This window comes from Leptodesmis sp., from assembly GCF_052746595.1.
Map to the genome: position 1 here is coordinate 1 of NZ_JBRAGO010000098.1, position 16,477 is coordinate 16,477.

At 49.5% G+C, this 16,477-nt stretch carries 11 protein-coding genes; 4 read left to right on the top strand and 7 right to left on the bottom strand.

The window, feature by feature from the left end:
* A partial coding sequence (locus ACUVQO_RS18275) for a prepilin-type N-terminal cleavage/methylation domain-containing protein (protein WP_445927275.1) occupies positions 1-165 on the bottom strand: 165 nt, incomplete at its 3' end.
* A gap of 129 nt (positions 166-294) precedes the next feature.
* Complete coding sequence (locus ACUVQO_RS18280; protein WP_445927265.1) at positions 295-897, bottom strand: thioredoxin family protein; 603 nt, start codon at positions 895-897, stop codon at positions 295-297.
* A 427-nt stretch (positions 898-1,324) separates the two neighbouring features.
* Between ACUVQO_RS18280 and ACUVQO_RS18285 the strand changes: the two genes are divergently transcribed.
* Positions 1,325-1,915: a hypothetical protein gene (locus ACUVQO_RS18285; protein ID WP_445927266.1), complete on the top strand. Its 591-nt coding sequence runs from the start codon at positions 1,325-1,327 to the stop codon at positions 1,913-1,915.
* A 492-nt stretch (positions 1,916-2,407) separates the two neighbouring features.
* On the opposite strand, the gene glgA is transcribed toward ACUVQO_RS18285, so the two are convergent.
* The 5 genes from glgA to ACUVQO_RS18310 all read right to left on the bottom strand — a co-directional run bounded on the left by glgA (position 2,408) and on the right by ACUVQO_RS18310 (position 11,539).
* Positions 2,408-3,865 (bottom strand): glycogen synthase GlgA, encoded by a 1,458-nt coding sequence (gene glgA / locus ACUVQO_RS18290; protein ID WP_445927267.1) that lies wholly within the window; start codon positions 3,863-3,865, stop codon positions 2,408-2,410.
* A gap of 250 nt (positions 3,866-4,115) precedes the next feature.
* The gene (gene hemC / locus ACUVQO_RS18295) at positions 4,116-5,099 is read right to left on the bottom strand and encodes a hydroxymethylbilane synthase (protein WP_445927268.1); all 984 of its coding nucleotides are present in this window, start codon (positions 5,097-5,099) and stop codon (positions 4,116-4,118) included.
* A 124-nt stretch (positions 5,100-5,223) separates the two neighbouring features.
* Complete coding sequence (locus ACUVQO_RS18300; RefSeq protein WP_445927269.1) at positions 5,224-6,492, bottom strand: glycosyltransferase family 4 protein; 1,269 nt, start codon at positions 6,490-6,492, stop codon at positions 5,224-5,226.
* 1,161 nt (positions 6,493-7,653) lie between these two features.
* A complete protein-coding gene (sds, locus tag ACUVQO_RS18305) occupies positions 7,654-8,625 on the bottom strand; it encodes a solanesyl diphosphate synthase (RefSeq protein WP_445927270.1) in 972 nt (323 codons plus the stop codon).
* 364 nt (positions 8,626-8,989) lie between these two features.
* Positions 8,990-11,539: a tetratricopeptide repeat protein gene (locus tag ACUVQO_RS18310; RefSeq protein ID WP_445927271.1), complete on the bottom strand. Its 2,550-nt coding sequence runs from the start codon at positions 11,537-11,539 to the stop codon at positions 8,990-8,992.
* Between the two features lie 246 nt (positions 11,540-11,785).
* Here ACUVQO_RS18310 and ACUVQO_RS18315 point away from each other — a divergent pair, with 246 nt between their 5' ends.
* From ACUVQO_RS18315 to ACUVQO_RS18325, 3 genes are all read left to right on the top strand, one after another.
* A complete protein-coding gene (locus ACUVQO_RS18315) occupies positions 11,786-13,984 on the top strand; it encodes a histidine kinase dimerization/phosphoacceptor domain -containing protein (protein WP_445927272.1) in 2,199 nt (732 codons plus the stop codon).
* A 1-nt stretch (position 13,985) separates the two neighbouring features.
* The gene (locus tag ACUVQO_RS18320; protein WP_445927273.1) at positions 13,986-15,116 is read left to right on the top strand and encodes a hybrid sensor histidine kinase/response regulator; all 1,131 of its coding nucleotides are present in this window, start codon (positions 13,986-13,988) and stop codon (positions 15,114-15,116) included.
* 136 nt (positions 15,117-15,252) lie between these two features.
* Positions 15,253-16,146 carry a transglutaminase family protein gene (locus ACUVQO_RS18325; protein ID WP_445927274.1) on the top strand — a complete coding sequence of 298 codons (894 nt, stop codon included), beginning with the start codon at positions 15,253-15,255 and terminating at the stop codon, positions 16,144-16,146.
* Positions 16,147-16,477: the final 331 nt, after the last annotated feature.

Below are 16,477 nucleotides of genomic sequence, written 5' to 3' on the forward strand. Positions count from 1 at the left end.
TTGCTTCGCTTTATTTGCCTGGTTCAAGAAAGACGGTAGCGCGATCGCAGCCAGAATCCCGATAATGATAATGACGACTAGCAGTTCGATCAGGGTGAACCCTTTGTCGTCCTTTTTACGCTGGATCAAGTGGTTCAGTAACTTAGCCTTGAATTCAGTCTTCATGCAAGATTTCTCCTAAAAAGGTGCGGGGTAAGTGACTTTCAATGTCCTGGAGGTAAGTTACCCAGTTTTTTTCAGTTTCATAACAGGGGAACCAATTTTTTCTAGAAATTGGTTGCTGTTGATTGTGTTCTAGGATTGCACCTGGCTACTGTGACTGCGGGGATCAGTTTTGCTGGCTGTTTCTGGGGTGACAGGAGGCGAGAAAGCGGAGGTTTGTCCAGTTGCTTCTGCATAAGGGAGGGGAGAATTACTCGACAGAGCAACCAGATTCGCTTCCAGGATCGAGGTGGGTTGTTCGCCGATCACCTGTGCGATCGCTTCGCCTGCCTGATTCAAAAACACAAAATGGGGAATGCCATCGACCTGATATTTGAGAATTTCGGGTAACCACTTGCTGTTGTCCACATTCAGCATCACAAAATTGACCCGATCGGTGTAGTTCTGTTTCAACGTTTGCAACTCTGGAGCCATGGCCTGACAACTCGTACACCAGTTGGCATAGAACTCCATTAACGTGGGTTTGCCATTGCTAAGGGCTGTTTCCAGAGGCACGGATGCTTCTGCCATCGCCGTTAACAGCCCCGGTGCCGTTTCTGTTTTCAATCCCAAAAAGAGGGCTGTACTGAGGAGGATGGCAACCAGCGCGATCGCAAAGTTCCTGAACCGAGAAGCCCCTTGATGAGATGCAACCTCTTGCCCTTTGGTTGTTGAATCAGAAGAATTTTCAGTCATGATGGTTTCGCAACCTGGTAAGTGGATCAGTCCGCAGCCGTTTTGTAAACTTCTGCAACTTTCTTCAGTCTACCGAAACAGGCTGGCTCTACTGACGATCGACCATGATCCACAAACCATTTTTAGCATCTTCCTTTAAAGGGGTGTTTTGGCCCTGATTTTCATACCCTACACCTGTAAGGGCGTAGCATTCGGGTAACAGTTTTGTAGTATTTTTAGAGATCATTAGCCGAATGCCGCGCCCCTACATCGGGCGATCGTGACTGCTCAAATATCCTCTAAGCTCAACTTTATCTAGCCTGGGATCTAGCCTCCCCTAAGAATGGAGCCTTTTCAAAATTGATAAAGTCGAGCTAAGAAAAAAGCTGCAAACTCCTCAACTGATGGCAAGATGGCTGTGTGACCAATGCGTGTGGGAGTCAGGATTATGGGTCGAGGGACAGGGTTGGCGGCGATCATGAGTAGCCTGGTGCTGTCGTTGATGGCGGGGCAGGCTCAGGCACTTCCAGGACAAACCCCCGATGAAGCAGCCGCCTGGATTCAGGCCAATCCCACCCTGCGGCCCAGCCGGGGAGAACGATTGCTGGTGAAACGGGCAGAAACCCCGGCGCAACGATTTACCTTCCAGGCGATGCCCTTTCAGGTTGGACGGCTAGCTACCGGATTTGGAGGAAGGATTATCCGCACGGAGGAATTAATTCTGTTTGACATGATTAATGGAGTCACGCCCTACCGTCTGGAGGAATCGCTGCGATCGATTTATGGCCCGACCGTCTATCAGGATTATGCCCGCGCCAGACAAGTCTATGTGTATCCGAATGTGGCCACGGTGGGCCGGGGGATTAATCGCGGGACTCCAGCTTTTGCAGATTTACAGGGAGAAGTGCGGGAGGGCGATCGCTATGCCTACTGGATCGAAGTTGCCCCTCGCCCTGATGGATTCGCTTATTCAGGACGATTAACGGTTTTCCTGCGGGAAGACTTGCCCAAGCTGCAGGGGGAATTACACAATCGCTGAAGAAGATGGAAAAGGGAAGAGGGTAGCAAAATTACCCTGGCAACTGAAGTCGTGGCTATTCGGAGAAAATCTGCCGACGCAGGTTGCTGAAAACCTGGATTGTATTGAGTCTGCGTCGGCAGACTGGGTAAGTGTAGTTGCGGTTTTAACCACCGAATACTTTTCTTCTGCCTGCCCAAGGTCACCTGCAACTTATAGCTGGCATTGCCGCGAGAACTGCCAACAATAATTTAACTTGGTAAGGGCGTAGCATGCGGCCAATGATTTCCCAAAAACACTGAAGAATCCTTACCGAAATGCCACGCCCCTAGAGGTCTATGGGATAAACTGGGGCTTTTGAAATAGCTTCTGGAGCTTGCGCGATCGCCCAAGCTCCAGAAGACTGGGTTAACCAAGATCTTTGATTGCCTGATTTTCAGCTTTAAACCAAGTCCAGCTAGAGAACGGTCGTTTTTCTACCAGAGAAACTACGATTCTGGACCTGGATAAGGTTTAAATCACTAATTCAGGCTTTTTAGCCTCCTGAGATTGGGCCTCTGGAGCAACCTGAGGGACTGAGGCGGGTTCATCGGCTTCCGGGCCTAATAGATCCCGGTATAGGTTAACGTATTGTTCCGCTGATCGATCCCAACTGAAGTCCTTGGCCATCCCCCGTTGCTGTAAGCTCTGCCACTTGTCTTTGTACTGAAAGCCTTCCCAGGCTCGCACCAGACAGGTGTAGAGATCCAGGGGTTCATAGCGATCGAAACAGTAGCCTGTGCCACGATTTTCCATGGGGACATGATGTTCTACGGTATCGACCAATCCTCCAGTACGCCGCACGATCGGAACGCAACCATAGCGCATGGCCAACATCTGACTAATGCCGCAGGGTTCAAACCGGGAGGGCATCAGGAAGGCATCACTTCCGGCGTAGATACGACGGGCGAGGATATCATTATGCAACAGATAAACGGATATTCGACCAGAGTAACGGGAGGCCAGTTGCCACATCTGGGTTTCATAGTAGCGCTCTCCCGTTCCTAGCAGAATAAACTGCGCGTTGGAATAAGCCATGAATCGATCCAAAATCTGCAATGCCAGATCAATCCCTTTCTGCTCCACCAACCGCGTCACCATGCCAATCAGAAAGGCTTCGGAATTCACTTCCAGCCCTACTTCTTCCTGTAAAGCAATTTTGTTAGCCTGACGATTCTCTAAGGTATCCACCGTGAAGGTCTGGGGCAGGCTTTTGTCCGTTGCCGGATTGTAGGACACGGTATCAATTCCATTCAAAATCCCGGTTAATTTGCCGCTGATGAAGGACATCAGGCCATCCAACTGCTCCCCATAGGCTGGAGTTTTAATCTGCTCTGCATAGGTGGGAGAAACAGTGGTGACACGATCAGCAAACTGAACTGCCGCAGCCATCGTGTTGTGACCCTGCATGAACCATGGGCACCAGGTAATTTGCTCTAACCGCCAGCGCCACGGCCCCTGATAGGCCAGATTATGAATGGTGAAAACAGTGCGAATATCGTGCGTTTCGTGCAGCCAGACCGGAATCATGCCCGTATGCCAGTCGTTACAGTGAACGATTTGGGGCCGCCAGTGGTAGTTCCAGATGAACTCCGTCGCGCCATTGGCAAACAGGGTGAACCGCCAATCCTCATCTTCTCCGTAATAAATTCGACGTGGAGAAAATACGGGGTGGCCAAATAGATAAAGCGGCACGTCGGAATGCGGAAGTGTTGTTTCAAAGACCTGGAAATCCTGAAACATAGCGGTTCCGTGCCAGATGGGTTCCTTGGGGATTTTCAGCTTTTCTGACAAGAATCCGTAATAGGGTATGAAAACTCGGACATCATGGCCCATCTTTTTCAGAACCTTTGGCAATGCCCCAACGACATCCGCCATACCACCAACCTTTGCCAGTGGTGCTGCTTCTGCAGCCACAAACAGGATTCGCATGCTGATTTATCTACTCCCTATATGGTCTTCTCGATCGGTCAGTCTTTGATCAATCGATAAAGATTCGCACTGTGATCATAAACCAGAGCGGCTTTCCTGTCTGTTCAAAGTTAAGGGAGAGTTTCCAGTTTTAAGTTCTCAAATTAAACCTTGTTCAAGTTCAGAATCGTAGTTTCTCTGATAGGAAAACAACCGTTCTTTAGCTTGGCTTGGTTTAAAACTCAAAACTTACAACTCAAAACTTCTCACTTCACCCCCGTTGAATCGTTGCCAGAATTTCGTCCAGGATGTCCTGGGCACCTTGTTGTCGCAGGCACTGGGCCAATTCGGTACCTAACCGTTCGGCTTCGGCAGCGGGGCCAGTGACGCTATCCTTCACGAGTTTCTGTCCGTCCAGACTGGCGACAATTCCAGTCAGGGTCAGGGAATCGCCATCTAAAACGGTGTTAACCCCGATCGGCACCTGACACCCACCTTCTAGTTCCCGCAGAAAGGCCCGTTCTGCATAGCAGCGATTAGCGGTCGGTTGATGCTGCAGAGCTTTCAGGAGTTCCAGGATTTCTGCGTCGTCAGCCCGACATTCAATCCCCAATGCACCCTGTCCGACAGCATGAAGAGAGATTTCAGCAGGAATGACTTGGTGGATGCGATCGCTCATACCGAGACGCTCCAATCCTGCTACGGCCAGAATCAAGGCATCATATTCCCCCGCATCCAGTTTGGCTAAGCGGGTATTCAAGTTGCCGCGCACATCTTTGAAACTGAGGTGAGGGAAGTGATGGCGCAGTTGAGCCAGACGACGTAAGGAGGACGTACCCACCACGGCTCCTTCTGGCAAGGTTTCCAGTTGTTTGTCTTGATGCTGTTCGTGAACCACCAGAGCATCGGCAGGATTTTCTCGCTCCGTCACACAACCCAACATCAGTCCTTCGGGCAGGCGGGTGGGCAAATCTTTCAGGGAATGAACAGCAAAGTCAATATCGCCATTGAGCATCCCGACTTCCAGTTCTTTGGTAAACAGTCCCTTATCGCCGATTTTGGCCAGTGCCACATCTAAAATCTTGTCGCCCTGAGTGCTCATGGTATGGACTTCAAAGGTGCGATCGGGGAATGCCTTCTGTAACTGATCCTTAACCCAGTAGGTTTGAACCAGCGCCAGTTGGCTTTTCCGGGAGCCAATCCGAATGGTGCGGGTGGAGGTGTTGGAAGTAGAAGGCGATGCGGCTAAGGACATACAGAGAATTTAAAGTGTGGCTTTGTTAAGTGACTTTATCCACCTTACCGCAGTGTGTCGCCCTATAACCGTGCGTTTCAGGCGGTTTCAATGTTAAGGATGATTAAGCAGGAAAGAAATCTTATTAATAGAATTTTTGACTAATGTAGGTAGGCCATGAAGCCTTTTCAACAGTGTCCAATTTGCGGTGGTGAGCTTGTCGAGAAAGGGGTTCAGAAGCTTCGACGTGCTGGCGAGCGGCCAGACCGAGAACCCGTTGCCAAGTCGGGTTCATCAGGATGCGATCGATCGCCGCTGCAAAGGCCGCTTCATCTTTAGGAGGCACCAGTAGTCCGGTGGCTTCCGATCGCACGGTGAACTGTAACCCGCCCACATTGCTGGCAATCACGGGAGTCCGGCAGGCCATCGCTTCTACGGCCACCAGCCCAAAGGGTTCGTAGTGGCTGGGAACCACGGAGACATCGGCAGCGGCATAGTAAGTCGGCAGATCGGTTTTGGGATTCAGGCGACCGGGGAAGTGAGTGATGTCACTCAGTCCTAACTCAGCCACGATTCCTTCAATCCGTTCCCGTTCCCGACCATCGCTTTCACCCGGACGACTGCCGCCACCAATGATCAGCCGGACTCGTTGATGTTGTCGTACCTGAGACTGAGCCACGGCCTGCACCAGCGTTTCAATCCCCTTGCGAGGATCGAAGCGACCGACATAGAGAATCACCTTCTCATCGGAATCAATGCCCAGCGTATGTCGTGCGGCTTCACGGGAGACGGAACCAAAGTGATGCACATCCGTACCACAAGGGATAATGTCGATGTTACCCTTGGTGGAAACGAGCGATCGCATATGTTCCTTTTCTTGAGGACTGGTAGCGACAATCTGTTCCGCCGTTTCCAGGCACATTTTTTCAACGTCCAATCGGGTACTGGCAATCAGGGGCACCGTAGGAATCGATTGATACTTCACGGCTCCTAACGAGTGGTAAGTATGCACCTGGGATACTGGCAACACTTTCTTCAGTTGCATTCCCACCCAGGAGGAAAGCCAGTAATTGGTGTGCACCACCCGATAGGGGTAGCCCGACTGACGTTGGAACTTAAGAAATCCCTGCACAAAGGTCGGCAGATATTCAAACAGTTCATCACGGGGAATGAACATCTTGGGACCAGCACTTATCCAAATCGTGCGACAGGTAGGCGTATGTTGCACAATCTTGGGCTGATCGGGATCCGCACGACGAGTGTACATATCCACCTGCCATCCCTGCCTTGAAAGGGCCTCTCCTACCTGGCGGATATAGACATTTTGGCCGCCTGCTTCTTCCTTACCAATTTCAGCCGCTGGATCTCCATGCACTGAGATTAGAGCAATGCACTTCTGGTTTTGAAAAAACATAACTCTGTTGCTGTAATTAATACTAAAGCAGATAAAAGATATGCAGAATCAGCAAGAATGACAGGATTCTTTGCTGTACTGGTGCCAAACGTTTATTCAGAGAACTAAACCTTGCTTAAACTCAAAATTGCAGTTTCTTCTAAGAAGAATCCAGATTCTCGAATAGCATCGATTTAGTCGCCAGATAAAGAGCACCTTCTCAACGAGAGGGTCGATTATCTAGCTATACTCTAGGACTTGGCTTGCATAAATTTCATCATTCTTGAGAAAGAACTTACAAAGCTACTTAAGGATGAGAAAACTTCCTCAGGTAGATCAGGGAACAGAAACACACTCACACCTTGACTTTATCCGACTGGCATGGAATTTAAGAGAAACATCTCAAGTCGGAAAAATAGTTGACTAATCGCATTTGATTCAACATTCACTGAACTTACGATCGCGGCACACGATCATTCTCTAATCAAAAGCTCTAAAGAAACCAGTTCATTGCATGGGTATTTTCTTAAAACGGAGTCACTAATGAGATCAAAAATTTATCGAGTAATGAAACAGCTTTTGCAACCTCAACTTTCAATCCGTAACCTTCAGAAAAACTGGGAATGATATTGCTCTCTTCCACCTAAGACTACAAATGAGTGATAACTCAAAGTATTTTTTACCTTTAGATGACTGAACTTTAACACAACTTATCGTTTATGACTTCATTTAATAAATAAAAATTAAGTCATTGTTATTGAGTAATTGTAAAAAATATCACTGCAATTGATAAAGAACCGTTAAAGCATTTTCGGAGTAACTAATAGACATTAACGCAGGATTCACTCATGCAAGCGTAATGCATCAATCCTACGCGAAACAGGGATTATACTATCATCAACTTTTTCTGGCGAGAAAGATCTCTACTGCTTAAAAGCTCTTAAAAGTTAAATCTCACTTACTGGTGATTTCACAGATTTTAGAGCGATCAATGTATTATTTAACACCTGAAATTCGATGATCACAAGATAAGAAGTACATATATAAATTTTTGATTAAAATTACCTGGCTGATTAATTAGCCAGATGATGCCCCGTCTCGATCGCAAGGCCATGCTTTCAGTTAAGCCTTGCAAATCTGATAGATGGCTGATGATAGCTCGCGGTAGCCTAAGGAACCGAACTAATACAGGCGACTGAGAACATAATCGGCCAACTTCACCAGAGCCTGCCGTGAGGAGGAAGGCGGTAATTCTGCCAAACACTCGATCGCTAGACGACTGTGGTGTCGGGCAAGTTCCCGCGATCGCTCAATTCCTTGGCTATCTCTGACGAGAGCAACGGCCTGTTCCAGATCCCCTGGCTGGGCAAACTCCCGCTCAATTAAAACTTCCAGGAATGGTTTTTCTTCCAGAGCATATAAAACTGGAGCGGTTAGATTGCCGCTTTGTAGATCAGATCCGGCTGGTTTACCCAGTTCATCGGTAGAGCCAGTGAAATCCAGGATATCGTCTACAATCTGGAACGCTAAACCAATATGGCGACCGTAAGCATAGAGATTACTGGTCAGGCTATCAGAGACTTCGCTCAGAACGGCGGCAGCCTTGGAACTATTGGCAATTAAACTGGCCGTTTTGTAATAGCTTTTCTCCAGATAGGCATCGATCGACAGAGTGGTCGAGAAGCGGTTTAATCCCTGCTGAATCTCTCCTTCTGCCAGATCCATAATCACCTGGGATAGCAACTTCACCACTTCTAGATTGTCCAGATTGGCCAGATACCAGGAGGATTGGGCAAACAGAAAATCTCCCGCCAGCACCGCAATTCGATTGCCAAAACTACTGTGAACGGTGGGTACACCGCGCCGCAGTTCCGCCTCATCCACCACATCATCATGCACCAGGCTGGCGGTGTGGATCATCTCCGTAATTTCTGCTAAACGGCGATGCCGGGAGGTAATCTCTTGACCGGGGAGCGTGGCCCTTGACACCAGGAGTACAATAGCGGGTCTGACCCGTTTTCCTCGCGCCCCAAATAAATGCTCGGCAGCGGCATAAAGAATAGGATGACGCGCACCAATCAGGCTTTTGAGGTTTTCTGTCAAAAGAGTAAGGTCGTCCTCGACGGGTGCAAAAAGGGAAGTAGCTGAAGTCATGGGTGTGCGACTCAGACCGTAAGGTTACGAAATTTTAAGTAATCTATACTCATTCTAAGGGATCGATTCCCTGTAAGGCAGAAAATCCTGGTAAAAACCTAGCTTCCTTGCAGATGAGGAGTTTAAGTAATGCTGCGCTTTCCAGCCCAAATCTCACTGATTCGTGTCTGAGCTACACCGATATCTTTGCTTAACCGATAGGGAGTAATGGCCAATGGCTCAAGAAACTCTAGCTAAAGAATTTCATCAGGATGGCTATTGGGCAGACGATCGTTGGCCATAAAAGTTCTTCTCAATGGTAGTTTACTATTTGACTTGATCCGCCTTATTTTCATCTGTCCAGACAAGGAATCCGTTGACCCATCTACCCTTCCACCAACCGCTTGAACCGTCGATCGCTCGTAATGGCCTCAAAATCCTCATCCGTAGCCGCTTGTTTACGGTAGGCGGCGTTAAGTTGAATGGCTTTTTGGAGATATTCCAAGGCTGGCTCGGCTTTCCGTTGCAGGGCATAGCAGGCGGCCTTGTTGTAGTAAGCACTGGCGTAGTTGGGATTGAGGGTGGTGGCTTTGTCGAAGCTGGCGATCGCTTCGTCATCCCGTCCCAGGCTCACTAGGCTGTAGCCCCGTTTGTCCCAGGTTTTGGGATTATTCGGGTTGAATTGAATGGCTTTTTCAAAGGAGTTGAAGGCTTCCTCATGGCGTTCCAGTTCCTGCAGAGCCAGTCCCCGGTTTAACCAGGCTACGGCATCATCAGGTTTGACCTGAACCGCCTTGTCGAAAGACTTAAAGGCATCTTCTTGCCGCTGCAGATAACCCAAGGCCACTCCCCGATCGCACCAGGCTTGATGGAGAGAGGGCTGGAATTCTAAAGCCTTGTCATAGGAGGAAATGGCATCTTCGTACCGTTTCAAGCGGGCCAGCACCAGGCCGCGATTAAACCAGGCTGGGGCATGATTAGTTTGTAACTGTACCACTTTGTCGAAGGCAGCCAGTGCTCCTTCATACCGTTGCAGTTTCCGTAAGGCATTGCCCCGGTTGAACCAGACTTCTGGATTCTGCGGCTTGAATTCCAGGGATTTGTCAAAGGCGGCGATCGCTTCTTCGTACCGTTCCAGGGCTTCCAGGGCCAAGCCTTTATTAAACCAGACTGAGGCATTAGTGGCCTGAATCTCTAGTGCTTTGTCATATTCGGCGATCGCTTCCGCATAACGGCCTTCTGTTCGCAAGCGATCGCCTTTTTGGGCAATTTCTTCTGGATCAATGAACAACTCGGGGCGATTCGTCTCTAGCCGTTCCACCTGGCTGTTCAGGCGATCTAGTTGACTCTGGACGTGATCCAGCAGGGTTTCGGTAATTACCTGGGGTGAAACGTCTGCCAACTGTTTCAAAATCACTTCTTTCTGACTCTGGGCATCCGTTTGTAAAATTGATAGCTGAGTTGCCAACTCGGTTTCCAGGGCTTGTAGCTTCTGGAAGGTCTGGGCTTTCTGATTTTCGGTAGCGGCTTGCAGATCAGCCAGACGATCGCTGACCCGACTTTCCAGTCCAGCCACTACTTCACGAATGCGCCCTTTCTGGGCCTGAATTTGGGCTTTCAGATCGTCCAACTGAGCCAGAATATCGGCTTCAGATTGCTCCAGGGTAGCCAGCACGGAATTGCGTTGGGATTCGGTACTGGTTTGGAATTCAGCCAATTGCGCTGTATAGTCTGCCTGTAAGCGCTCGACAATCTGCCGCATGGCTCCCCGCTGATTCTGGGCCTCATTCTGCAGGTTTTCTAACTGGGTGCGGACTTCAGCATCCAGGGTTTCCAGCATCTGCTGCAGAGCCTCTTGTTGGGCTTGAGTTTTGGCCTGTAAGCCAGAGAGCTGCTGGGTCAGATCCGTTTGTAGGGTCTGCAAATTGCTAAACAGATGCTGCCGTTGTTGCTGGGCATCATTCTGCAATCGCGTGAGTTGAGCCGAAAAATCCGCCGCCAGTGTGTCCAGGCTTTGCAGGATCTCCTCTTTGCGTCCGTAAACCCCGCTACGGATTTGAGACAGTTGGCTAGCGAAGTCAGCTTCCAGCCTTCTCAGGTTTTCCAGAATGGCGGCAATTTTCTGTTGCGCCTGGGTTTCCACATTCTGTTGCAGTTTGGACAGGGAGGGAGCAAACAAACCTTCCAGTGCCTTCAGTTGCTGAAACACGTGTTCGGTGCGACCCTGGGCTTCTTTTTGCAATCGGGTTAATCGATTGCTGAAGAGGGTTTCGGATTGTTGCAGAGTTTTCAGGGTGGCATCCTGGCGCGATCGTGCCGCTTCCTGTAACTCATTCAACTGGCTGACAAAGCCTAACTCCAGCCCCTCTAAGCGCAGTCGTGCCGCCTCCAGTTGGCCCTCCAAATCGGTGGTGCGCTGTTCCTTTAGCTGGGATAGCTCGGTGACTAACTGAGTTAAGCGCTCCCGTTGAGCGTCTATCTCTGCTGCAAAATCGTCTGCTCCCTGGTTCATGTCGTCCGCCAGGTCATCAGCTTCCCGAAGAATTGCATCAATTTCCTTTCCAGCCCGCAGCACTCGCTGTTCCAGATCGGCCACATCATCCAGTTGCGCTTTCACGGCTGCAGCAATTTCCTGCATCACTGATTGCCGGATCCGCCATACTGTCACCACTGCTGCTCCCAACAGCAGCACCATCACCGCTAGTAATCCTGTAAATAAGGTAGCCGTTTGATTCAAGGCACGGTTAGCCTGTAATTGAGCCTGCCGCTGATTCTCCAACTCGGCTCGCAGTTGCTCCAGGTCTTGCCGTTCTTTAGAAACCGGAGCCGGAACTGCCGGAACTGATGGCACACTGTCCGATGGAGCCAATTGCGCCGTAGCGGGAGTCGCCAACAGCAGGGAGGTGAGGAGAGCAAGACTGAGACGTGATACCAATGTGGGAACCTCTGGCTTTTCCACGGGAGCGAATATGCTCTTTTAGTGTAGAAGGCTGCGCCCTCTTGGTGTCATTTTACTGGAGTCCACTGATCTTGCAGAGGTCGATCGCTGGCTACCGCTTACTCCTTCTTATTGAAAAATTAATAATCGTCAATTGTCTGTTGCAATTGCTCAAATTTCGCTGTAGCGTTCAGTCAGTTCTGCCTTTTATCCCCTTTGGCAAGCCGTGGCCTGAGCCGATGTATGGAACAGCAAAATTTTTTAGTCTCTAGGTTTAGTCTAGAGCATGCCGTTGATCCGCGTCCCTTGACCATTCGCCCAGATACTGCCTTGCAGGCTGCGATCGAGATCATGGGAAAAGCCCAGAGTAGTTGCGTGGCACCCGGTTTGGAATTGTCGCTACACCCAAATTTACAACGGCAGGCACGGGCACAGGTGTTGCTGGTCGTAAACGAGCGCAATCGCCTGTTAGGAGTGTTTGGGGAACGGGAAGTCCTACACGCGATTGCCTCTGGTGTTGATTTGATGCGGACGACGGTGGCAGATGCCGCCCAGCAACCTGCAATCGTCCTCACTGATTCTCCAGAGGTAACGCTCTTTGCGGCCTTGGCTCTGCTCCGCCAGCATCAAATTCACCACCTGCCTGTTGTCAGTACTGAGGGAACCATAGTGGGGCTGATTACAGCAGCTGGTATTCGGTCAGCTTTGCATGTAGATGATTTGCTCAAATCTCGTCCTGTAACTGAAGTCGCTAAAGATCCCGTGGTTCAAGCTCCCCAGACCACTTCAATCCTGACTGTAGCTCGTTTAATGGCAGAACGGCAGGTGAATCAGGTCGTTCTCACTCAGACCAACGTGAATCAGGAAACAACTGCTGTAGGAATCATTTCAGCCCGAAACATCATTTTGCTGAACAGTTTAGGGTTGGACTTAAGCAAGTTACCTGCTACGGCCGTTCTGAACCCGGCCTTACCGTGCTTTAGTGCCTCAGATTCTGTGCTAGCAGCCTACTGGTATATGCAGCAACAACAGGTGCAGCACTTTATTGTGACTTCACCAACAGGCGAATGGCTGGGACTGGGAACTCCTACCAGCTTTCTCTATAGTCTGGATTTGCCCACGATCGTCACATCCGCGATCGCGGTAGAGCAGTCTATTGAAGCGTTTGCGGCTGATGGCGATCGCTTTACGCCTCCGTCCATGGTCACGGCAGAGTCTTCTTCCTTGAATTTGGAGGAATTGCGGGAACAGTTAGCCTGTAGTCGTTTGCTGGAGCGCATGGCCCTGCATATTCGGGAATCGCTGCAACTGAACACCATTCTCCAGACAGCGGTGGATGAAGTGCGGCAGTTTTTGAAGACGGAGCGGGTACTGATTTATCGCTTCAACCCGGACTGGAGCGGTAGAGTGGTGGTGGAATCGGTGGGACAGGGCTGGCAACCCGCCTTAGGGAGTACGACCCAGGATACTTGTTTCGGTCAGAATTATGCCCAGGCTTATAAGGAGGGGCGAACTTTAGTTACAGATGACATTTACACAGCCGGATTCAGCCAGTGCCATATTGATATCCTGGTACTGTTTGATGTGCGGGCCAGTCTGGTGGTGCCAATTCTCCAGGGGAATCACTTGTGGGGGTTGTTGTGTGCCTACCACTGCTCCGAACCCCGGCACTGGCGATCGTTTGAGGTGGAACTATTGAAACAACTGGCAACTCACATGGCGATCGCGATTCAACAATCTGAACTATATCAACAGCTGCAAAATGAACTGGCCGAGCGCAAAAAAGCTGAAGCTCAACTCAAAATCTCTTTGCGCGAGAAGGAAAGCCTGCTTAAGGAGATTCATCATCGAGTTAAAAACAACCTGCAAGTGATTTCTAGTGTACTGAGGCTGCAGTCTGACTATGTGAAAGATGAGCAAGTTCTGGAGTTATTTAAAGATAGTCAGAACCGAATTCGCTCAATGGCTCTGATTCATGAGAAACTTTACCAATCCAGCGATCTATCCAGAATCAACCTGAGTGAATACTTAACGGAGTTAACGGGAAATTTAATGCGTTCCTATACCTCCCGAGCAGTACCCATTCGATTGAGAATTACCTCTGGTGATGCCTGGTTGAATATCGACACCGCCATTCCTTGTGGATTAATCATTAACGAACTCGTTTCCAATTCGCTTAAGCACGCCTTTCCTCAGCCTCAAGAGACAAATGAAATTGAGATCGAGATTCAGAAAACTGCTGCTGAGCAGTTGACCTTAACCGTTCGAGATAATGGAATTGGGTTGCCCGAGACGCTTGATTTCCGCAATACGGAGTCTTTGGGATTAGAACTGGTCTGTATCTTTACAGAGCAACTAGGGGGAAGGATTGAACTTGATCGCAGCAATGGCACGGCCTTCACCCTGACATTTTCGGAGATGAGCGACACAGGAAGGGAATAACATGGCTGGTGAAAAAATTGTGGTTGTCGAAGATGAACGAGTCGTTGCCAGAGATATTGAGAAAAGACTCTTGCAACTAGGGTATGCAGTCCCTGCGATCGCCTCCTCGGCAGATGAAGCTCTGCAAAAAGTGGCAGAACATCACCCCGATCTGGTGCTGATAGATATTCAATTATGGGGGGAAGCAGATGGCATTGAAGCCGCAGAAGCGATTCGGGTGAACTTCGACATTCCTGTGATTTACTTGACAGCCTATGCCGATGAAGCCACCCTACAACGGGCGAAAGCAACTGAACCCTTTGGTTACATCATCAAGCCCTTTGATGAACGAGAACTGCACGTGGCGATCGAGGTTGCCCTGCGGAGACGGCTGGCGGAAGCGGCGATTCGAGTGGCTCTGGAGAAAGAACAGGAACTGCGGGAACTGAAATCTCGCTTCTGGTCAATGTTTGCTCACGAGTTCCGTACCCCTATGACCTCTATTCTGTCCTGCACTCAGATGATGGAACAGTACGGCAACACGATGCCGGAGGCGCGACGGCGTGAATACTTATACTTGATCCAGAATTCCATCCGATCAATGGACAGCCTGTTGAACGATATTCTCACCATTGCCCGTGCCGAAGGAGGCAGTTTAGAATTTTCCCCGACCTTCCTGAATCTGGAACAGTTCTGTCGGGAACTGGTAGAAGAAATTCAGTTCATTAGTGATAGCACCCACTCCATCACTGTTACCACTCAAGGAAATTGCGCCAACACCTGTCTAGACAAAAAGCTGCTGTGGCACATTCTCTCCAACCTGCTCTCTAATGCCATCAAATACTCTCCTCCTGGCAGTTCAATCGCCCTAGATCTTTCCTGTCCCAATGGTGATGTCATTCTCACCATTACCGATGTGGGCATTGGCATTCCTCCAGAAGACCAACCCTATCTATTTGAACCCTTCTATCGAGCCAGTAACGTAGGAACTGTTCCCGGTACCGGACTGGGCCTAACCCTGGTGAAAAAGTGCCTGGATTTGCATGGCGGACACATTCAGGTGAATAGTACTCCAGGTCAGGGAACCGCCGTTACTGTCAAACTGCATTCCAATTCCTCATGCCCGATCCCTGAACAAATGCAAAATCGGTAACGTTTTGATCGGTTAACCTGCGCTAGCCTAACGGATTAAACCCACTGCCTAGAGGTAACGGGTTACGCAGCGCTAACCCAGCCTATGCAAGTTGATAGCACAATTCATCATCCTTAACTCTTAATTCTTACTGCCTATGCGTTACCACATTAGCCACACCACCTACTACACCTACGAACAACCCGTTATCCTGCAACCTCACACGATTCGCCTGCGTCCCCGCAGTGACAGCAGCCAGACTGTTGAATCATTTTCCCTGACCGTTACTCCTGTGCCCAAATATCAGTCCTATTTCACAGATTTAGATGGGAATGAACTGATTAAAGTATGGTTTGATCGCGAACCCACCCTATCGCTGACCGTTCATGCCGAGTCTCAAGTCGCGACCCATCGTACCAATCCCTTTGACTATCTTTTAGAACCCTGGGCAACCCATCTACCCATTGATTATCCGGCATCCTTACTAGTGCAGTTAAAACCTTATCTGGTTGGACACCGTCTGGGCTACTCCGATTCCCTTGATCCAGTTGCTGCCCAATTGGCTCAGGAAATTTGGCTGAAAGTGCATGGCAATCCAGCAGGCTTTCTATCAGAACTGAACGCACAAATTTACAAAGGCTGTCAGCACCTGAGTCGGGATACCGGAGATCCCTTTCCACCTGGCCTCACCTGGACTCAAAAAGCGGGTTCCTGCCGTGACTTTTCTGTATTGTTTACTGAAGTTTGTCGGGCGATCGGACTGGCAGCCCGATTTGTTAGCGGCTATCAAGAAGGTGATCCCGATAACTCCGAACGCCACCTCCACGCCTGGGCCGAAGTTTACCTCCCTGGTGCTGGTTGGCGTGGCTATGACCCGACCCAGGGATTAGCCGTTGCCGATCGCCATATTACCCTAGTTACCAGTTCCTTCTCCCGCTACGCCGCTCCTATCGCAGGAACGGTTAGTCCGGGAGGTGTTCATTCCACTATGAGCTATGAACTGGCCATTCAACCTAAAAGTTTTGAACAGAGCCAGGTTCAGGACCAATGAAGAAGGAGAAAGTAGAAGCCTGTTCCAGCCTTGCTTCTATTCCTGCCTTTCAGGGAGATTAGTATAAATACTTATTAAGCTATCCGACTAAAACTATAAGTTGTGTTAAGAAATTCGGTGGAAAATTTAGAGTGTGATCCGTATAATTGGAAAACAGTAAAGAAACGTAAACTCTGCTCATTCTGCTGGATGACTCGTGCTTTTGCACAGCTATTCCATTTAGCTTTTGAGTAGACTGTCTTAATACTCATACCTTGATCTGGGAGTTTTAACCCTATGACCATAGCAGTCGGACGCGCGCCTGCAACGCGAGGATGGTTTGACGTCCTCG